This is a genomic window from Haloarcula sp. CGMCC 1.2071 (assembly GCF_037078445.1).
Taxonomy (GTDB): domain Archaea; phylum Halobacteriota; class Halobacteria; order Halobacteriales; family Haloarculaceae; genus Haloarcula; species Haloarcula amylolytica.
On the sequence record NZ_JAYMGY010000002.1, the window covers coordinates 298,884 to 316,344 of the forward strand.

The window sequence follows — 17,461 nt, forward strand, 5'->3', positions numbered from 1 at the left end:
AGTCCGTCTCAGACGTTCGCCACAGTTCGCAGTATCTCCGGGGCGTCCTCAAGCGCCTCGTCCAGCGCGTCCGTGTCTGGGCCGCCGCCCTGTGCGAAGTCCGGCGGGCCGCCGCCGCCGCCGCCGACGCGACCGGCGAGTTCACCGACGACCTCACCGGCGTCGACGTCGACGCCGTCGGGCACGGAAACGACGAACTGCGCGCCGTCGAGGCCCGACCCGAGCACCGCGATGTTGCCCTGTTCGACGATAGCGTTCGCTTGCGCGCGAAGTTCGTCCATGTCGGCGTCGATGCGCTGGACGACGGCGGTCGCCTCGCCCACGTCGACTTCCTCGCTGTCGCCGCCGCCGCTGGCGCGGGCCTCGGCGAGCTGTTCCTTGAGCTGTTCGATCTCCTTGCCGCGGGCCTTCCACTCGTCGAAGAACCGCTCGGCGGTCTCCGGCACCGCTTCGGGCGCGACGTCGAGGATATCCGCGGCCTCGGTGAGTGCGTCTTCGGTACGCTGGGTGGCCTCGATGGCGGCGTTGCCCGCCGCGAACGTTAGCCGGATGACGCCGTCCTGAATCCGCTCGGTGTTCAGGAGCTTGACAGCCCCGATGTCACCGGTTCGGGCGACGTGGGTGCCACCGCAGGCCTGCACGTCGTCGCCGACGGTGATGAGCCGGATCTGCTCGCCGGCCGGGATGCCGCCCTGGTAGAGGTCGAAGCCGTGGCGCTCCTCGGCCTCGTTGCGGTCGGGCCACGCCTGGGAGACGGCGATGTTGTCCTGCACGATGTCGTTCGCGAGGCGTTCGATCTCCTTGACCTCCTCGCGGCTCACCGACTCGTAGTGGCGGATGTCGATGCGGGCGGAGTCAGTGCCCTTCTGGGCACCGGCTTGCCTGACGTGCTCGCCGAGCACCTGCCGGGCGCTGTGGATGACGATGTGGGTCGCCGTGTGGTGTTGCATCAGGCGCTGCCGGCGGGTGGCGTCGACCTGGCCGCGGACGAACTCGCCCTTGCCAGGGTCGTCGTCGCAGGTGTGGACGATGACGTCGCCGTACTGCTGGACGTCGGTCACCTCGGCGGAGACGTCGTCGGTCGACAGTGTTCCCCGGTCCGGCGGCTGGCCACCGCCTTCGGGGTAGAACATGGTCTGGTCGAGCACCACGTCGTAGGTGTCGTCGTCGCGGTCGAACACCTCAAGGACGACGGCCTCGAACTCGGTCCGCTGCTGGTCCTCGTAGTAGAGCCGGTCGGTCTCGGGCAGTTCTTCGAGCCGGTCCTCGTAGGGCGTCCGTGACTCCTCGGTGGCGGTGTCGTCGCCGCCGTGTCGCTGGGCGACGACCGCGTAGAAGTCGTCGGGCACGTCGACCGCGACGCCTTTCTCGGCGGCGATCTCCTCGACCATGTCCGGCTGAATCCCGTGGGAGTCGTACAGTTCGACCAGTTCCGCGGTCGGGATCGGCTCGCCCTTCTCGGCGTACTCGTCGGCCAACTGGCGGACGCGCCGGCCACCCCGGTCCAGCGTCTCGCGGTACTTCTCGACCTCGGTGCGGACGATGTCGCGGATGGTGTCGCGGTTCTCGTAGCCCAGTCGCTCGGCCTGCATATCAACGAGTTCGTCGAGTGGCGCGTCGACGCCGACGCCGTCGACCAGTCGCTTCGTCCGGCGCAGCACCATCCGGGCCAGATAGCCCGTCCCGACGTTCGACGGGACGATGCCGTCGCCGAGCATGTACGCGAGCGTCCGGCAGTGGTCGGCGATGGCGTAGATGTCCTCGAGTGGTGCCATCAGGTCCCGCATCTCCTCGACCCCGACGCCGATCTCGGCGGCGATGGTGTCGCGTTCGGCCTCGATGTCTTCGGCCTCGTCGATGTCCATTCGGCCCGCGAGTTTCGCGGCCTCGTGGACGATGCGCTCCTCCTCGTCGGTGAGTTCAATGCCGGCGTTGTCCTTGAGGAAGGCGATCATGTCGGGGTAGACGGCCTCGTACACCGTCGGGGTTCCCTGGCTCATCCAGGTCCAGCGTTCGAGCCCGTAGCCGGTGTCGACGATGTAAGTGTCCATCGGCGAGTACCGGTTGCCGTCTTTCATCTCGTACTCGCCCTCGGGGTCCTGCTCCATCGACATGAAGACGAGCGTGGCGAGTTCCGCCCCGCGGTAGATGACCTCGATAGCCGGGCCGGCGTTGCCGCCACCGACCCACGGGTCCTCGATGTAGACGATTTCGTCCAGGTTCGCGCCCATCTCCTCGAACAGTTCGTCGCAGTACCGGACCGTCTCGTCTTTCCAGTACACCTCGCCCTCGTAGGCGTACTGCTCGGGGTCCTCGATGTCCTCGCGCGCGTTGAACGCGTGGTGGGCCATCATCTCGAAGGCCATCGTGTGCCGCCCCGTCTTGCCGACGTTGTCGATGTCCTGCATCCGGATACAGGGCTGGCTGATACACAGCGGGTTCGCCGGGGGCGGCGTCGTCCCCGAGGTGACCAGCGGCTGGAAGTCGTAGATCGACGCCTGGGTCAACAACACGTCGTCGCGCCAGCGGTTGGCCGCCACCGGGTACGGGTCGATGCGCTCGTGGTCACGGTCCTCGAAGAAAGAGAGGAACGCCTCGCGCATCTCCGTCAGCGAGTGGGACTCGTCGAAGCCGGGGTTGTCGATGAAGTCGTACTCCGCACACGGCGGTTCGCCGCAGGTCTCGCGCTCGACACGGGACCAGAACATATCGCCACAGGAGGCACACTCCTGTCTGTGGAAGCCTTCCTCTTCGAAGTAGTCGAGTTGGTAGGCCTCGTCGAGGTCGCTCATTGGTGTTCAGTTGGCCCACGTTCGCCTAAAACTGTTCCGAAGGGGCTGGCGGTATCCCTGGCCGTCAGAGCGTGACAGAGGATTCCCCGGAGAGCGTCTTCGGTGCGACGACTTCCTCGGTCGTCATCCCGCCGGCTGGCGAGGTAATGCGGAGTGTCGCAGTCTCTCCTTCGGGCAGTTCCTCACCGAATGGCTCAGCGCCAACGGAATTATCCGTCCCCAGGTCGAGCGTGATTCTGAACCGGTCTTCAACGTCGTTCAGCACCGGCTGGGAGCCGTCGTTGTCCTGCACGGTAGAGATAGCGAACCGCCCATCGGGGTTGCCGTCTGCGCCGCCAGCCGCGAGCTGGTAGTACGACCCGCTCGGGCCGATCCACTGGACGGTCGTCTTGTCTAGGTCGACGTTGCCTGCACCCGGTGCCCGCCTGACGACGATGTCAACCACGCCGATCTCGCTGTTGTCGGTGAAGTGGTCCCCGGTAATCCCCACAACCTGAATGCGGTTGGTCGTCGAATCGCTGGACTGCTGGCCCGTCGCCTGGGCGGAACTCTGCAGGAAGCCCGCAGTGTTGATGAGCACGCCCGCCGCGATTGCCGCGACCAGCACCATCGCGATAAACACGATGAGCGTCCCGATCCCGACCTGACCGCGGTCCTCACCCGTCCCCTCCGTAGATGGTCGTAAACGTTGCATTTCAGTTGTTGATATTCTTACTTTCCTTTCATCATAAAGCTCACCCGCCAGTTATCAGGTGTGAAAAATCGGATCGTAGCGGTAGTACGGCCTTACTCGCCCTGGGCGAGCGAGGCCAGCATCGCTTCGAGTTGCACGCGCTCGTTCGCACCGCGGGTGATCCGATAATCGGTTTCGCCGATGCGTTCGAGCACTCGGACGGCTGCTTCGTCCTCGATATCGAACTCCCAGATGGAGCGATGCAGTTGGTCGATTATATCGCCGCCGGCGATACCCTCTTCGGTCAGCAGTCTATCGAGGGTCGCACGGGAGGCCGTGAAGTCGCCGTCCAGCGCCGACTGGACCATCGTCCGGATCTCTTCCGGGCGGGCCGTCGAGGTGATCGCGTACACCGCCGACTCGTCGACTGTGTCACCGCTGACGGAGGCCGCCTGGAGGCCGTTGATGGCTTTCCGCATATCCCCGTCGGCGGCGTAGACGAGCGCGTCCAGTCCGTCCTCGGTCAGTTCGATGCCCTCTTCGGCGGCGATGTTTCGGATTTCCTCGGCAACGGCGTCGTCGGCCAGCGGGGAAAACCGGAAGACCGCACAGCGGGACTGAATCGGATCGATGATCTGGCTGGAGTAGTTACACGAGAGGATAAAGCGGACGTTGTTCGAGAACTGCTCCATCGTCCGGCGCAGCGCCGACTGGGCGTCGCTGGTCAGCGCGTCGGCCTCGTCGAGGAAGATGATACGGTATTCGACGCCGCCGAAACTCGTCCGGGCGAAGTTCTTGATGCGGTCCCGGACTACGTCGATACCGCGCTCGTCGGAGGCGTTCAGTTCGAGGAAGTGCTCGCGCCAGTCCTCGCCGTACAGTTCGCGGGCGATAGCGGTTGCACACGTCGTCTTCCCCGTCCCCGCGGGGCCGGAAAACAGCATGTGGCTCAGGTCGTTGCGCGAGACGTAGCTCTTGAGTCGCCCGACGATGTTCTCGTGGCCCATCACGTCGTCGAGCGTCTGCGGGCGGTACTTCTCGATCCAGACCTCCTCGCGTCCCGCCCGCGACTCGGACTCGGCCTCACTCATGGACGATGGGAAGCGTGGGCCGGTCTTAAACCCCGCGTGATTCGACAGTCTCAGGTACGTCGGCGGAGTAGTCGGTGTATGTACGTCACCGTCGAAATCGCCGGCGAGGACACCCACGAACTGGAGGTGGACGCGGATGCGATCTACGCCGACCTGCTTTCGCCGGTCGACCTGAGCCCCCACGAGGTGTCAGTCCTCGTCGACGGCGAGCACGTTCCGACGGATCAGCCCGTCGAGCACGACCACGTTCGGGTCGTCAGGCTCATCAAAGGCGGCTGAACCGCCAAGCAGCGCCCGCTAACAGATATGCACGTCCGCACAGCGAACGCCGACGAGATACCGGCGGTCATGAATGTCCTCGACGGGGCGGTCCTCTCGATAGCCGTTGAAACCGTGCGAGCGGGTGCTGAAGACGGCGGCACACTCGTCGCAGTGTCCGGTGACGACGAGACGGACGGGCGCGTCCTCGGCGCACTCGTACTCGACGACACTCACATCGAGGCCGTCGCTGTCCGTCGGCGTCGTCGCGGGCAGGGTATCGGGACGGCGCTCGTCGAGGCTGCGCTCGACCGGCGAGATTGTGTCACCGCCGAGTTCGACGCTGACGTTCGGCCGTTCTACGAGGCGCTGGGGTTCGACGTGACGCCGCTCGCCGACGAAGCCGACCGCTTTCGTGGTGAGCGTGAGTAGTGGCCGCAAGTGCGCAAAGAGGGTGGAAACAGTTGACACGCCGTCGTAACATTTTTTAAATAGTTTCGAGAATGGTTTTAAAACGATGTCAGCAACTGTCTCTGAAAACGCGGTCGAAGCGCGGGGCGACCGCGTCGTCGCATACCTCATCGATTTCGCCATCCTGAGCGCCGTCGCGTTCGGGCTGTGGCTCGTCACATTCGTTCTCAACACGGTTCTCTCGGTCGGCGCGATGGCCGCCGCCTCACCCGAGAGTCCGGGCGCGATGGGCGGTGGATCGGTGATGGCTGCGGGGCTTCTGGGTATCGTCGTCAACTTCGCCCTCTGGCTCGCCATCGGCGCGGTACTCGTCTACTACTTCGGCTACTACGCCGAGACCAACGAGACAGTCGGGAAGCGGTCCCAGAACGTCGCGGTCGTCGACGAGACCGGGTCGCCGCCGAGCCAGCGTGACCGCCTGCTCCGAACGGCGGTACTGCTCGCCCCGTTCCCAATCATGCTCCTGCTCGGTGGTATTCTCGGCGGATTCGGGTTCGTCTTCGCGCTCGTTCTCATGGCCGGTTGGCTCCTCGTCGAAGCGGCCGTCATGTTCGTGAGCGACGACGCACAGCGCCTCGGTGACCGCGTGGCCGGCACGTACGTCGTCAGCACAACCAAGTGAGGTCAGACCAGCGGCTCGACCAGGTCCCGACCCGCCTCTAACAGGTCCTCGACGCGCTCCGCACTCGACGCCTCGGCGTACACACGGAGTTTCGGCTCCGTCCCGGACGGGCGGACCAGCACCCACGTCCCGTCTTCGAGCCGGATTTTGAACCCGTCGACGGTGTTAATGCCGTCGACAGCGACTCCCGCCAGCGTGTCTGGAAGTGCGGTTTCGAGGTCGGCGAGGACGGACTCCTTGCGGTCGTCCGGACAGTCGACGCTGATACGGTCCTGGTGGATTTCGCCGTGTTCGTCCAGCAATCGGTCGACACGAGCGTCAAGCGGTTCCTCGCGTTCGGCGGCGGCGGCGACCAGCGCCACCAGCACGCCGTCCTTGTTCCGCAGGTGGTCCGGCAGGCCGAAGCCGCCGGACTCCTCGCCGCCGAACAGCGCGTCGTGCTCGGCCATCGCCTCGGCGACCCACTTGAAGCCGACGGCGACCTCGTGGACGTTCTGGCCGTGGGCCTCGGCGACGCGGTCGACGATACTGGACGTCGAGACCGTTCGGACCACGTCGCCCGAGCCAGTTTCGAGCAGGAAGTCGTACATCGCGGCGAAAAACAGGTTCGGGTCCAGATAGCCCCGCTCGGGTGTGACGACGCCGATGCGGTCGGCGTCGCCGTCGTTGATGATTCCCAGCGTGGCGTCGCCGTCGCTGACTTCGCTGACGAGCCCCTCGGCGTTCTCCGCCGACGGTTCGGGCGACCCGCCGCCAAAGTCGGGGTCCTGTACGCAGTTGAGGCGTGTCACCTCGGCTCCGGCCGCTTCGAGCAGTGCGTCCGTGACGCCGCGGCCGCTCCCGTACAGCGCGTCGTAGGCGACTGACAGGCCATCGAGGTCGGTGTCGACGAAGTCCAGCGCGTGGTCGTGGAACGGCCCGATCAGGTCCTCCTCCGTTCGCTCGCCCCACTCGTCCTCGGGCAGCGGGTCGAGCACGGCGAGGTTCTCCTCGAAGGCGGCCGTCCAGTCCGGCAGCGCCGGCGACCCGTCGCCAGGAATGAACTTCACGCCGTTGTACTCCGGGGGATTGTGGCTGGCCGTAATCTGGAGCGCCCCTGCGAGGTCGCGGTCTTTCACCGTCCAGGCGACAATCGGCGTCGGTGTGTCCCGGTCCGGCAAGAGCACGTCGAAGCCGTTCGCGCGCAGGACGTGTGCGAGTTCGTCAGCGAACCCGGGCGAGGTTTCGCGGGCGTCGTACCCGATGGCGACGGTCCCGCTTGCCCCGCGTTCCTGCAGGGTGGTGGCGACGGCCTGTCCCACCATCCGGATCCGCGGCTTCGTGAACACGTCCAGCGTCGCCCGCCAGCCGTCCGTCCCGAAGGCGATCGCACCTGCGTCGACATCCGCGTCGTTGTCCATATCTCGCGGTTCTCAGCCCCTCGACAAAAAATCACGCCCCATCGCAAAACTGTCACTTCACGGCTACCGACGGGAAGAGGTGAGCCTCGGCATCTGAGGCGGTATCGCTGCTAATTCTTCAATCGTTTCGGCGGCTCAGGTATCGAAGTCAGCTTCGGCGTCGCTGGATTCGACGAGCCGTTCCTTCTGTGCTCTGGAGTACTGCTTGATCTCGTACTCACGGCTCATCGCTTCGGACTGTGAGTCGAACGGCTCGACGTGGATCAGTTCGACCGGGGTTCGGCCGCGCGTGTACTTCGCGCCGTCGCCGGCGTCGTGTTCGCGGACGCGGCGCTCCACATCGGTCGTGTAACCGGTGTAAAACGTGTTGTCGCTACAGCGGAGGACGTACACGTGGTAAGGGCTCCGCGCGGTAGTCATCGCACGATGCTGGTGGCCCAGCGGGCCTCACACTTTTTGGGCGCGCTCTCTCGATACCTCGGCAATGCCAGCGTTCGCCGAGCAGTTGGGACACGCCCGGATATGTCCGCGTTCATCCGCGAACACTCGGGCGAACTGGTCTGAGACGTGCGCGCCGCAATGATCACATTCAGGCATCGTGTTCGTCGGCGACACCACCGCCGACGTATACGCGTACGCGCGTTGTTCTCATAGCTCTTTACCCAAATACTTGGGTATGCCTGCGGTTTGTGGGGGAGTCTATGTGCGCGCATCGTCGAGCTGTCTGGCGATTAGGCCGGCCTGTGTCCCGGCGGTGAAGCCGGCGTCGATGTTCACGACGGAGAGGGCAGTGCAGGACTGGAGCAGCCCCGAGAGGGCCGCCTCACCCTCGCCACCGTGGCCGTAGCCGGTCGAGACGGGCAGGCCGATGACCGGGACATCCACGAGACCGGCGACGACCGTCGGGAGCGCGCCCTCGCGGCCCGCCGCGACGATGAGGACGTCCTGGTCCCGGAAGCCATCGACCGCATCTATCGTCCGGGCGAGGCTGGCGACGCCGACATCGTCGATACGGGTCACGGTCGCACCCATCTCCTCGGCGATGAGTGCGGCCTCACCGGCCGGAACGGCGTCGGAGGTCCCCGCGGTGACAATACCGACTGACGCGTCCAGCGACGGCCGTTCGAACGCGGGCGTCGTCGCCACCAGCCAGTTCGAGCGGTCGTCCCACCGGACCGTCGCGTCCGGAGCGGTCTCGTCCAACTGTTCCCGAACGGCCGTCACAGTGGACGTATCCAGCCGCGTCACGATAGCCCGGTCCGTCGTTTCGATAGCTGTCGCCGCCAAATCCGCCACTTCCGCCGGCGTCTTCCCATCTGCAAGGACGGCCTCAGGAACGCCGGCACGGTCCTCCCGGGCGGCGTCGAACCGACCGGCCCCGCTGGTCGCGTAGCCCGCAAGCGCCGCCTCGGCCTCTACCGGGGAGAGGTCACCCGCCGCAACCGAATCGAGTATGTCGCGCATAGGACCCATTCAGTGATACGGCCACTCCTATCCGTCGGTCCGAGACGAACGAATCGCCCGTTTCAGGGCCGACCTGTGCGAGCGCGCGTGAGCGACGCTCGACCGGAGTAACGCGACAATAGCCGTCCGGCGCAGCCGAAATGGCGTATTCTGATGGATCTATTCGGACACAAATGCGGATTTATAAGGGGTTATGTGTCGTATAATGCCTCAAACTGCCGGTAATAGGGTCGAGAGCGAACTAATTGGAGAAAGTATATAAGTAACCCCCGTCGATACCTCGTCTGTATGGCAGACCTAATCGTCAAAGCCGCCGTTAAGGAAGAGCTCAGCGACATGAACGTAGCGTCCGACTTCTACGACGCACTCGACGAGGAAGTCGAAGAGCTGCTCCAGGACGCAGCCCGCCGAGCCGACGAGAACGACCGGAAGACGGTCCAGCCGCGCGACCTGTAAGGTCGTTTCAAGCAGTGTATTTTTTCGACGCAAGCCGACCAGCGACAGCTACTTCGATAGCGCTCGGACGGTGACGCCGTCAGTAGTGCCGACGTGGATTTCGTCGGCCACATCGACGAACAGCCCGTGCTCGACGACACCGGGGAGTGCGGCGAGGTCGCTGGCGAGCGCGGCGGGGTCGTCGATAGGGCCGAAATCACAGTCGAGCACGAGGTTCCCGTTGTCGGTGACGACGGGGCCGTCCTTGCGTTCTGCACACCGGAGCGTCGGGTCACCGTCCAAGTCCGCAACCGCCGTGGCGACCGTCGAGCGGGCCATCGGAAGTACCTCGACCGGCACCGGCACCGAGAGCCGCTCAGCCTCCTTCGTCGGGTCGGCGACGACGAGGAAGCGGTCGGCGCTCGCGTCGACGACCTTCTCCCGGGCGTGAGCCGCGCCGCCGCCTTTGATGAGATTGCCGTCGGCCACCTCGTCGGCCCCGTCGATGGCGAGGTCGACCGACACGTCGTCGAGGTCCGCGAGTGGAATCCCGCAGTCCCGGGCCAGCTGGCGGGACTGAAATGACGTTGGGACGCCGACGACATCGAGTCCTGCGTCGACCGCTCGCCCGATAGCGCGGATAGCGTGGGCCGCCGTCGACCCCGTGCCGAGGCCGACGACCATGCCGTCCTCAACGGTCTCGGCCGCCGATTCCCCCGCCGCCTGTTTCGCCGCATCAGAGCCGCCCTGTTTCATGTGCGGTGGGTCGACAGACGCGGACAAAACGTTTGTTCTCCCGGCCGCAAGCGTACGTATGACCGACTGCACGTACTGTGGCTCCCCGGTCGAGGACCACGACCCCGTCTACGTTAGCGAGACGCCCGACGGGAAGCCGACAGCGCAGTTCTGCAACTACGGCTGCCTCTCGGCTCACATCGACGAAGCGGGGCTGACGACCGGGACCGCCTGTGAGTGGTCGCCGACGCAGTAGCGGAGCGGCGTCGGCACTACCGGCCCGCAGTACCTGTCTGATGCCGGATGGATTTTAGGGGCGGCCCGCCCCAGAGAGCAGTAATGACACAGTTCGGAACGAGCGGGATTCGGGGTCCCGTCGGCGAGACAGTCACGACCGAGGTGGCGCTCTCGGTGGGGCGGGCGCTTGGCATCGACTGCGAGCGGGTTGTCGTGGGTCGGGACCCGCGAGCGAGCGGCGAGTACTTGCAAGCGGCGCTGGTGGCAGGACTCCGTGAGAGCGGCGTCGACGTGGTCGACCTCGGCGGCGCGGCGACGCCGACTATCGGCCGGGCGGTGGCGTGGCAGGACGCCGACGCCGGCGTCGCAGTGACGGCGAGCCACAACCCGCCCCAGGACAACGGTATCAAGCTCTGGCAGCCCAGCGGGCAAGCCTTCGACGCGGACCTGCGGGAGACGATTGAACAGCGACTGGACGAGGATGCGTTCCAGCCAGCGGCGTGGGACGAGAGCGGCGACAGCGAGTCCTGGGACGCCGGCCAGCGCCACGTCGAGGCGCTGGTCGCGGAAGTCGGCGAGACGGACCTCGACAGCCACGTCGTCGTCGACCTCGGCAACGGCGCGGGCCGGGTCAGCGTCGACGCACTCACCGAACTGGGCTGTTCCGTCGAGACGCTCAACGGCCAGCCCGACGGCGCGTTTCCCGGTCGCCCCTCGGAACCGAAAGCCGAGAACTGCGAGTCCCTGGCGACGCTGGTGGCCGAATCCGACGCCGACCTCGGCATCGCACACGACGGCGACGCCGACCGGATGCGGGCGGTTTCGGCCGACGGGACCTTCCTCTCGGGCGACGTGTTGCTGGCCGTGTTCGCCCGTACTGCGGCGTCACCGGGCGATCGGGTCGCCGTCCCGGTCGATACGAGCCTCGCCGTCGAGGACCACCTCAGCGACATCGACGTGGCCGTCGAGTACACTCCGGTCGGGGACGTGTACGTCGCCGAGGCCGCGAGCGAGGACGGGGTCGCCTTCGGCGGCGAGCCGAGCGGCGCGTGGATCTGGCCCGAGCGAACGCTGTGTCCAGACGGGCCGCTGGCGGCCTGTACCGCCGCGGCACTGGACGGCGAGCGCCCGCTGGGTGACCGCGCCGACGACGTGCCGGAGTACCCCATCCGCCGGGACAGCGTCGAAACCGACCAGAAGGAAACCGTGATGGACCGGGTTCGGGAGACAGTGACCGCCGCCTACGACGACGTGACGACGCTCGACGGGGTCCGGGTCGACCTCGGCGATGCGTGGTTCCTCCTGCGGGCCAGTGGGACCCAGCCGCTCGTTCGGATCACCGCCGAAGCCCGTGACGCGGACCGCGCTGACGCGGTGTTCGAGGAAGCACGGACACGCCTGACAGATGCATTAGCATAGCCGCTGAAACGCCTGTGCAGTAACACAGCGGTTGGTAGCGAGTGCAGCCGGCGAGGAAAACGTCCCCGCAACCGTCAGGTCACAGGGCGGCAGTTCCTGACCGGTTCTATCCGCGACGTGTGGACCGGGCCTCACGGACGTCTGCCCCGTCGCGAATCTTGTCCTCGCACTGCGGACAGACCCTGGGCTTTTCGACCCCGTTCGGCGTGAACACACGCGCATAGTCAGCCGTTACAAAATTACCGCAGTTCTGGCATTCCGGCATACAACCCTGTATGTGGGTCATACCCTCTTAATTGTTGTTGGTCTGGTAAGAGTTGGCATACGGGGTGTTGGCGTCGCTGCCGGGTGAAAACACCGTTTCGTTCGAGAGAGGGGAACGGCATCGAGGTACTCGATGGGCGAAGTAGTGTCGACCGACTGCCACAATTTCATCGAAGGAGCGGCGGATTCAGGAGCGCGTGTCCAGTTACTCCTCGAAGGAACTGGTGATGGTTCCGTCCTCGGACAGTTCGATGACACCGTCGAAGAGTTCCCGGAACGCCGCGACCGTCTCCTCGTCGTGGACCTCGTCGGCGAGGTGGAACATCCCGACGGCGTCGTACTCCGCAAGCAGGTCGAGGATGTCTTCGACGGCCGAGAGCGCGCCGTCCTCGTCGGCGTAGTAGATGAGTTCCGTCAGGGAGTCGAACGTTACGCGGAGTTTCCCGTCGTGTTCCTGCAGGAACGTCTCGGTCTCCGAGACGATGCCGGACAGGTCATCCGGTGCAGAAACGTACCGAACGCCCTCGGAGCGGCGACGGGTGTAGCCGCGTTCGACCGACAGCGTGTCGAGGATGGTCGCCTTCGACTCGTCGACCTCGTAGTACTCCAGTTTCTGCTTGACCTCCCGGGCGGTGGTCCGGGTCGAGATGACGAGCATCGAATCCGTGTCGGTCGCGAGGAAATCCGTGTCGAGTCGATCCGTCTCGCCGGTACTCGGATGCAGGAGCAGTACCCCTGTGCCACCCGGAACGGTCTCCGGTGCGTTGTCGATAGCCAGCGTATACTCCATATGCACATCAAGGAGAGTGGCACCCAATTAAGTGTGCGGGTCGCGGTCAGAACACGCTGTCCGCCGTCGCAGCCCCGACGACGCTGAAAATCGCACCGACGATGATCGCCTTCAGGGTCGTCAGGGTGACGGCCATCGGCGTCGGGTCCGCCAGAATCCCACCGTCGACGAGAAACGTGTCCGGGGCGGTCAATGCTGTCGCGAGGATAGCGACCGAGCCGAACGCCACAATCATCAGCGAGACGAAGCGGACTGGAATACCTGCCACCTCAGCCTCTGTGTCGATGTCCCGGCCGGCGTCAGCCTTGTACAGCGCCCCGTAGCCGATAGCGAACACGATACCGACGACGACTACCGCGTGATACCAGGACATATTCTCGGCCAGCACCCATACCTCTTCGGTCACGACGAACGGCCCCGCGAGCAGGAACCCCCCGACGAGCTGCTGGGCAGTGTCCGCGACGCGATATCGGCGTCGAGCCATACGGGGTTGCCGTGCCGTCAGTACGAAAGCCTCCCGGTCCACCACTGTCCGACAGGAGCCACGCCCGGTCGCCGCGGGGCGGTTCACGGCCGTCATTCTCGTTTCAACTGGACCGAAATTACGCTGCCGTCTATCGGTTTCCATGTGAAGCGAGGGGGTACAGCGGCTGGGAGCTGACGGAAAATCGCGACATCATCGGCTGATTCGGGCCACAAATAAAAACGTTTCGTCCCGCAGTTGAGAGGTCGAGCGGACCGCGACCGCTTACGTCGTCCGGAAGGCCCGGTCACCGGCGTCGCCGAGTCCCGGAACGATGAACCCGTCCTCGTCGAGTTCGTCGTCGATAGCGACGCTAATGATGTCTGCGTCCGACTGGGACTCCGAGACGCGGACGATGCCCTCCGGCGCGGAAACCGCCGCCAGAACGAGCAGGTTCTCCGGTTCGGTCTTCTCCGAGGTGATGTAGTCCAGTACCGTGGCCATCGTCGACCCGGTCGCGAGCATCGGGTCCGCGATGATGACGGTGTCGTCCTCGGTGATTTCGGGCAGTTTGACGTATTCGACTGAGATAGGGAACTCCCCGTCGTCGTTCATCCCGGCTTCCTCGTCGCGGCTGGCAGAGATGACGCCCTGCCTGGCGCGGGGGAACGCCTTGAGCAGTCCCTCGACGAACGGCGTCGCCGCACGGAGGACGTTGACGATGACCACGTCGTCGAGTCCCTTGACGCGCTCGCCCATCATCGTAGTCAGCGGCGTCTGGACCTCCGTGTACTCGGTCTCCATCCGACCGTCGATGATCTCGTAGCCACAGATGCGGCCGAGACGGACCAGTCCCTTCCGGAACGCGACCTGTTCGGTCTCGACGTTTCGTATCCGCGTCAGTTCATCTCGCGCCAGCGCGTGCGTGACGACGGAGGCGTCGCCGCGCTGTTCGATTGGCATATCGTGCCCGTTGACCCCCGATGGGTTAAACGGTTCTCACTCACGCCGGCTCAGCCGTGCCGGACCGTCCCGCAGGGTCACCGCCGCGCTGGCGGTTCTTCGCCATAAGGAAGAGGAACAGGGCGAGGCCGACGCCGCGGAGTACAACGTCGAGCAGGACCGTCATCTCGCCGCCGGCGATGCCGACGAGACCGAGGAGGTCGTACACCCCGGACACAGCGAGCGCAGGAGCCATCAACAGGAGCGAACTGAACGCGAACGCCGCCCGCTCGCCCCGGGAGACCGGCGCGTACGCGAACCCGATGACTGTGGCCGCGAGCGCGATGACGCCGAGGAACACACCGACGACGGGAATCAGTATCTCGGGGATGGAGTAGCCGACATCGAGGAGGTCCGCGGTCCCGACGACCCGGTATTTGTCTCCGACGTCGAGGCTTGCAGCGTCAGGGTTGCGCCGCAGCAGGATGATGCCCGGCGTGACGATGAACGCGAACGGGACGATAGCCTTGTTGAGCGACAGCGAGAACGCCTCGATACCGGTCTGGAACGCGTCTGACTTCGCGACGCCCGAGGCGGCGTAGGCGGCCACCGCGACCGGCGGCGTGATGTCGGCGATGACGCCGAAGTAGAGGATGAACAGGTGCGCCGCGAGCAGCGGAACGCCGAACGCCGTCAGCGCCGGCGCGAGCAGAGAGACGAGGATGATGTAGGTCACCGTCGTCGGCATCCCCATCCCGAGGATAATCGACGAGAACGCGGTGACGAGCAACAGCAAGACCAGCGACCCGCCGGCGACAGCCGTGATGAGCGAGACGAGGTTCGGGCCGAGGCCGGAGACGCTGATGACACCCGGGATGATGCCGGCAGCGGCGACGGCGATAACGACTGGAACGGCGGTTCTGGCCCCACTCTCCATAGATTTCCCGAGGAAGATACCGAGCTTGTACAGTCCGTTGGAGGCGAGGTCCGGCCGGCCGACGGCGTCGGCGGTCGTCTCGGCGGCGTCGTCGACGGCATTGTCGAACGACAGCAGCGGCGAGTCGAGTCTGGGCCGGGAAATCAGCGTGAGAACGCCGGCGAGGATGATCAGCGTGCCGACATTGCCGAGCGCCGCGGAAAACGCGGCACCAAGCGGTTGGGGGCCGGGCAGTGCAAGCGCCCCTTCCGCTGCCAGGTCTGCCGCGACAAGGCCATCGATGCGGTTGAACAGCGGCGGGAACGCTGTCGTGGCCTGTACGAACCGATTGAACAGGTATCCGAAAATGCCTTGCCCAGTGAAGTACTGCGTGAGCGTCGTCAGCCCGAAGAGGGACGCAAGTGTAATGCCGAGTCGGGCCCGCGTCTCGTCGCTGTAGGCCGCCACAAGTGCGATGAGGGCTCCGATTGCGATGAGCGTAAACCACGCCGAGCGGGCGACAGACAGCCGCTCGATGATGAGGTAGTACAGCAAAAGAACGAGCGGGACGAGGTAGAACCATCCGCTCCGGAGGTGGCTACGGATGTTCACCAGTTCCGAAGAGTCGAGGCCGCCGATATCCTCCTTGACCGCCTCGAAGTGGACCATCACCCAGACGCCGAAGAAGAAGACGATGGCGGGAATCGTCGCGACGACGATGACGTCGGCGAACGGCGTCGCCGTGTACTGGACGATGAGGAACGCGGCGGCCCCCATCACCGGAGGGAGGATCTGGCCGCCCGAGGAGGCAGAGGCCTCCACGCCCCCGGAGAACTCCGGCGAGTAGCCCGACCGCTTCATCAGCGGAATCGTGAACGCGCCGGTCGTCACCGTGTTCGCAATGGAAGACCCGGAGATGGTTCCCATAAATCCGCTGGCGAGAATGGACGCCTTCGCCGGGCCGCCCTTTCGCGTCCCCGTTGCGCCGTACGCGAGGTCGATGAACCACTTCCCCGCGCCGGACATTTCGAGGAACGCGCCAAACAGGATGAAGATGTAGATGAACTGCACGGAGACGGTGACCGGAATCCCGAACACCCCGTTTTCGGTGTTGTACCAGAGGTTCTGGATGATAGAGGGCCAGGACAGTTCCGGGATGGAAAGGACGCCGACGTAAGCGGCGTTCTGTGGAATGAGTACGCCAAAGCGGGCGTAAACGACAAAGGCCGCGACGATGACCATCAGCCAGAGGCTGATGGCCCGGCGGGTCGCTTCGAGGACGAGCAGGACGCCAAGCACACCCAGCACGAACGCGTAGGAGGTATCGGCAAGTGGCCCGAGCAGGCCTGCTATCGGTTCCAGAAAGGTGAACACTTCCTGAATCGGTCGGCCGCGTTCAAGTCCCAGCGCACGCATGCGCTGGATCTCGTCGAAGTCGGTGATGAAGTACGCGGCCGACAGCACCGACAGCGCGATGAAAACGAAATCAGAGGGCGTCACGCGGTCCATCTCGGCGTCCAGAAACGCCCAGGCGAGCGCGTCGCCGATAGCGTGAACGACGCGAGACACCGGATGCTCCGCGCCGAATTTCTCGTCGACCAGCGTCCCGAGCGCGATACAGCGCCGGGAGAGCGGGCCGTCGCCGGTGCTGCCGGGATACAGCAGGAAGGTCAGGATGAGGCCGAAGGAGACGTGGACGGCGTTTATCTGGAGCAGTTGCAGCGACGCGAACACGACCTCGGGGACTTGGTCCGGGTCGCCGACACCCGGAAGCGAAATCGAGAGGTTGAACCCTTTCGCCGCGAGCCACATCTGAAACACCGAAAACGAGATGCCGATGAGCGCGACGAGGACGAGCGCCCAGCCTCTGAGCGAGCGTTTTCGCTCAATCTCCTGCAGTACTTCGTCGACTTCCTCGTCCGATACGGCCTCCCCGCCGTCGTCAGGTCGTGTGTCGTCAGTCATGTGTTGAGCTGGTCTTTCGCAGCACCGAACGCCGAACGCTGGGTCACGTAGAGATGGACCGAGCGGCCGTTGGTGCGGGCTACCAAATCGTAGGTTTCGGCTCCGACGTGAAGTTTATGCCCTGCAACATCACCGGGAGAGACTGTCACACGCGTGTAGTTGCCCGGTGGGTCGAAGACGTACACCCCGTCTTCCCGGGTGACGTTGGCCCCGCTCGGAAGCCCCCAGCCGAACGATTCGAACTCCATGCGGGTCATTTCGAGATGGTCGCCACGGACCGTGTACTCGTCGTAGACGCGCGTTTTTTCAACACTGTGCATATATTCCAGCGCCACGGTCGTCCCGTCCTCGACCGGGACCGTCAGATACTGGTCGCCGGTCTCGGCGTCCGCAACGACCAGTGCGCGTCCGCCGGGTAGCGCCGCTACAGTCCCGATGAGGAGGAGGGAAACGAGCACCGCGATGGCGACGTATCGTCGTCTCATTCCGGTTGCTGGGTAATAGAAGACGGGTAGTGAACGATG

At 65.1% G+C, this 17,461-nt stretch carries 20 protein-coding genes; 6 read left to right on the top strand and 14 right to left on the bottom strand.

Going from position 1 to position 17,461, the window contains the following annotated elements; genetic code table 11:
- Positions 1-8 precede the first annotated feature (8 nt).
- From alaS to VI234_RS05535, 3 genes are all read right to left on the bottom strand, one after another.
- A complete protein-coding gene (gene alaS / locus VI234_RS05525; protein ID WP_008307314.1) occupies positions 9-2,792 on the bottom strand; it encodes an alanine--tRNA ligase in 2,784 nt (927 codons plus the stop codon).
- A 64-nt stretch (positions 2,793-2,856) separates the two neighbouring features.
- Positions 2,857-3,486, bottom strand: a complete 630-nt coding sequence (locus tag VI234_RS05530) for an archaellin/type IV pilin N-terminal domain-containing protein (RefSeq protein ID WP_008307313.1) — start codon at positions 3,484-3,486, stop codon at positions 2,857-2,859.
- A gap of 92 nt (positions 3,487-3,578) precedes the next feature.
- Positions 3,579-4,556, bottom strand: a complete 978-nt coding sequence (locus VI234_RS05535; protein WP_008307311.1) for a replication factor C small subunit — start codon at positions 4,554-4,556, stop codon at positions 3,579-3,581.
- Positions 4,557-4,634: 78 nt separating this feature from the next.
- On the opposite strand from VI234_RS05535, the gene samp2 reads away from it, so the two are divergent.
- From samp2 to VI234_RS05550, 3 genes are all read left to right on the top strand, one after another.
- Positions 4,635-4,835 carry a ubiquitin-like small modifier protein SAMP2 gene (gene samp2, locus VI234_RS05540; RefSeq protein WP_008307310.1) on the top strand — a complete coding sequence of 67 codons (201 nt, stop codon included), beginning with the start codon at positions 4,635-4,637 and terminating at the stop codon, positions 4,833-4,835.
- 27 nt (positions 4,836-4,862) lie between these two features.
- Positions 4,863-5,246 (top strand): GNAT family N-acetyltransferase, encoded by a 384-nt coding sequence (locus tag VI234_RS05545; RefSeq protein ID WP_008307309.1) that lies wholly within the window; start codon positions 4,863-4,865, stop codon positions 5,244-5,246.
- Positions 5,247-5,331: 85 nt separating this feature from the next.
- Positions 5,332-5,907 (top strand): RDD family protein, encoded by a 576-nt coding sequence (locus tag VI234_RS05550; RefSeq protein WP_008307307.1) that lies wholly within the window; start codon positions 5,332-5,334, stop codon positions 5,905-5,907.
- 2 nt (positions 5,908-5,909) lie between these two features.
- Here VI234_RS05550 and VI234_RS05555 read toward each other — a convergent pair whose 3' ends face one another.
- The 4 genes from VI234_RS05555 to larB all read right to left on the bottom strand — a co-directional run bounded on the left by VI234_RS05555 (position 5,910) and on the right by larB (position 8,771).
- Positions 5,910-7,307: a phosphoglucomutase/phosphomannomutase family protein gene (locus tag VI234_RS05555; protein ID WP_336329459.1), complete on the bottom strand. Its 1,398-nt coding sequence runs from the start codon at positions 7,305-7,307 to the stop codon at positions 5,910-5,912.
- Between the two features lie 135 nt (positions 7,308-7,442).
- Positions 7,443-7,727 (bottom strand): GIY-YIG nuclease family protein, encoded by a 285-nt coding sequence (locus VI234_RS05560; protein WP_049942762.1) that lies wholly within the window; start codon positions 7,725-7,727, stop codon positions 7,443-7,445.
- Positions 7,728-7,754: 27 nt separating this feature from the next.
- Entirely contained in the window at positions 7,755-7,904 is a 150-nt protein-coding gene (locus VI234_RS21270) for a DUF7563 family protein (RefSeq protein ID WP_023843454.1), read from the bottom strand.
- Positions 7,905-8,006: 102 nt separating this feature from the next.
- Positions 8,007-8,771, bottom strand: a complete 765-nt coding sequence (gene larB, locus VI234_RS05565) for a nickel pincer cofactor biosynthesis protein LarB (protein WP_336329460.1) — start codon at positions 8,769-8,771, stop codon at positions 8,007-8,009.
- A gap of 288 nt (positions 8,772-9,059) precedes the next feature.
- Between larB and VI234_RS05570 the strand changes: the two genes are divergently transcribed.
- The gene (locus VI234_RS05570) at positions 9,060-9,227 is read left to right on the top strand and encodes a DUF1931 domain-containing protein (protein ID WP_137683435.1); all 168 of its coding nucleotides are present in this window, start codon (positions 9,060-9,062) and stop codon (positions 9,225-9,227) included.
- Between the two features lie 48 nt (positions 9,228-9,275).
- On the opposite strand, the gene rpiA is transcribed toward VI234_RS05570, so the two are convergent.
- Positions 9,276-9,962 (bottom strand): ribose-5-phosphate isomerase RpiA, encoded by a 687-nt coding sequence (rpiA, locus tag VI234_RS05575; protein ID WP_008307299.1) that lies wholly within the window; start codon positions 9,960-9,962, stop codon positions 9,276-9,278.
- Positions 9,963-10,020: 58 nt separating this feature from the next.
- Between rpiA and VI234_RS05580 the strand changes: the two genes are divergently transcribed.
- Together VI234_RS05580 and glmM are read left to right on the top strand one after the other, a co-directional pair.
- Positions 10,021-10,197: a hypothetical protein gene (locus VI234_RS05580; RefSeq protein ID WP_394324893.1), complete on the top strand. Its 177-nt coding sequence runs from the start codon at positions 10,021-10,023 to the stop codon at positions 10,195-10,197.
- Positions 10,198-10,280: 83 nt separating this feature from the next.
- Positions 10,281-11,597, top strand: a complete 1,317-nt coding sequence (gene glmM / locus VI234_RS05585; protein WP_336329461.1) for a phosphoglucosamine mutase — start codon at positions 10,281-10,283, stop codon at positions 11,595-11,597.
- A 106-nt stretch (positions 11,598-11,703) separates the two neighbouring features.
- On the opposite strand, the gene VI234_RS21275 is transcribed toward glmM, so the two are convergent.
- The 6 genes from VI234_RS21275 to VI234_RS05610 form a co-directional block, all read right to left on the bottom strand.
- Entirely contained in the window at positions 11,704-11,862 is a 159-nt protein-coding gene (locus VI234_RS21275; protein ID WP_044952319.1) for a DUF7563 family protein, read from the bottom strand.
- A gap of 204 nt (positions 11,863-12,066) precedes the next feature.
- On the bottom strand, positions 12,067-12,651 hold the full coding sequence (locus VI234_RS05590; RefSeq protein WP_008307296.1) for a DUF7090 family protein: 585 nt from the start codon (positions 12,649-12,651) through the stop codon (positions 12,067-12,069).
- 46 nt (positions 12,652-12,697) lie between these two features.
- On the bottom strand, positions 12,698-13,135 hold the full coding sequence (locus tag VI234_RS05595; RefSeq protein WP_336329462.1) for a DUF2391 domain-containing protein: 438 nt from the start codon (positions 13,133-13,135) through the stop codon (positions 12,698-12,700).
- Between the two features lie 264 nt (positions 13,136-13,399).
- Complete coding sequence (upp, locus tag VI234_RS05600) at positions 13,400-14,077, bottom strand: uracil phosphoribosyltransferase (protein ID WP_336329463.1); 678 nt, start codon at positions 14,075-14,077, stop codon at positions 13,400-13,402.
- Between the two features lie 40 nt (positions 14,078-14,117).
- Positions 14,118-16,937, bottom strand: coding sequence for a TRAP transporter permease (locus VI234_RS05605; protein WP_336329464.1), 2,820 nt, complete (start codon positions 16,935-16,937; stop codon positions 14,118-14,120).
- Positions 16,934-17,422 (bottom strand): DUF1850 domain-containing protein, encoded by a 489-nt coding sequence (locus tag VI234_RS05610; protein ID WP_336329465.1) that lies wholly within the window; start codon positions 17,420-17,422, stop codon positions 16,934-16,936. Before VI234_RS05610 ends, VI234_RS05605 begins: the two co-directional genes overlap by 4 nt.
- Positions 17,423-17,461 lie beyond the last annotated feature (39 nt).

What these genes read in the sequence shown, in the direction of transcription:
- VI234_RS05605 (WP_336329464.1), bottom strand. Translation starts at nt 16,937, where the DNA reads ATGACTGACGACACACGACCTGACGACGGCGGGGAGGCCGTATCGGAC.
- VI234_RS05555 (WP_336329459.1), bottom strand. Translation starts at nt 7,307, where the DNA reads ATGGACAACGACGCGGATGTCGACGCAGGTGCGATCGCCTTCGGGACG.
- VI234_RS05535 (WP_008307311.1), bottom strand. Translation starts at nt 4,556, where the DNA reads ATGAGTGAGGCCGAGTCCGAGTCGCGGGCGGGACGCGAGGAGGTCTGG.
- VI234_RS05560 (WP_049942762.1), bottom strand. Translation starts at nt 7,727, where the DNA reads ATGACTACCGCGCGGAGCCCTTACCACGTGTACGTCCTCCGCTGTAGC.
- VI234_RS05550 (WP_008307307.1), top strand. Translation starts at nt 5,332, where the DNA reads ATGTCAGCAACTGTCTCTGAAAACGCGGTCGAAGCGCGGGGCGACCGC.
- alaS (WP_008307314.1), bottom strand. Translation starts at nt 2,792, where the DNA reads ATGAGCGACCTCGACGAGGCCTACCAACTCGACTACTTCGAAGAGGAA.
- rpiA (WP_008307299.1), bottom strand. Translation starts at nt 9,962, where the DNA reads ATGAAACAGGGCGGCTCTGATGCGGCGAAACAGGCGGCGGGGGAATCG.
- samp2 (WP_008307310.1), top strand. Translation starts at nt 4,635, where the DNA reads ATGTACGTCACCGTCGAAATCGCCGGCGAGGACACCCACGAACTGGAG.
- VI234_RS05545 (WP_008307309.1), top strand. Translation starts at nt 4,863, where the DNA reads ATGCACGTCCGCACAGCGAACGCCGACGAGATACCGGCGGTCATGAAT.
- VI234_RS05570 (WP_137683435.1), top strand. Translation starts at nt 9,060, where the DNA reads ATGGCAGACCTAATCGTCAAAGCCGCCGTTAAGGAAGAGCTCAGCGAC.
- VI234_RS05610 (WP_336329465.1), bottom strand. Translation starts at nt 17,422, where the DNA reads ATGAGACGACGATACGTCGCCATCGCGGTGCTCGTTTCCCTCCTCCTC.
- VI234_RS21275 (WP_044952319.1), bottom strand. Translation starts at nt 11,862, where the DNA reads ATGCCGGAATGCCAGAACTGCGGTAATTTTGTAACGGCTGACTATGCG.
- upp (WP_336329463.1), bottom strand. Translation starts at nt 14,077, where the DNA reads ATGCCAATCGAACAGCGCGGCGACGCCTCCGTCGTCACGCACGCGCTG.
- VI234_RS05595 (WP_336329462.1), bottom strand. Translation starts at nt 13,135, where the DNA reads ATGGCTCGACGCCGATATCGCGTCGCGGACACTGCCCAGCAGCTCGTC.
- glmM (WP_336329461.1), top strand. Translation starts at nt 10,281, where the DNA reads ATGACACAGTTCGGAACGAGCGGGATTCGGGGTCCCGTCGGCGAGACA.
- VI234_RS05590 (WP_008307296.1), bottom strand. Translation starts at nt 12,651, where the DNA reads ATGGAGTATACGCTGGCTATCGACAACGCACCGGAGACCGTTCCGGGT.
- VI234_RS05580 (WP_394324893.1), top strand. Translation starts at nt 10,021, where the DNA reads ATGACCGACTGCACGTACTGTGGCTCCCCGGTCGAGGACCACGACCCC.
- larB (WP_336329460.1), bottom strand. Translation starts at nt 8,771, where the DNA reads ATGCGCGACATACTCGATTCGGTTGCGGCGGGTGACCTCTCCCCGGTA.
- VI234_RS21270 (WP_023843454.1), bottom strand. Translation starts at nt 7,904, where the DNA reads ATGCCTGAATGTGATCATTGCGGCGCGCACGTCTCAGACCAGTTCGCC.
- VI234_RS05530 (WP_008307313.1), bottom strand. Translation starts at nt 3,486, where the DNA reads ATGCAACGTTTACGACCATCTACGGAGGGGACGGGTGAGGACCGCGGT.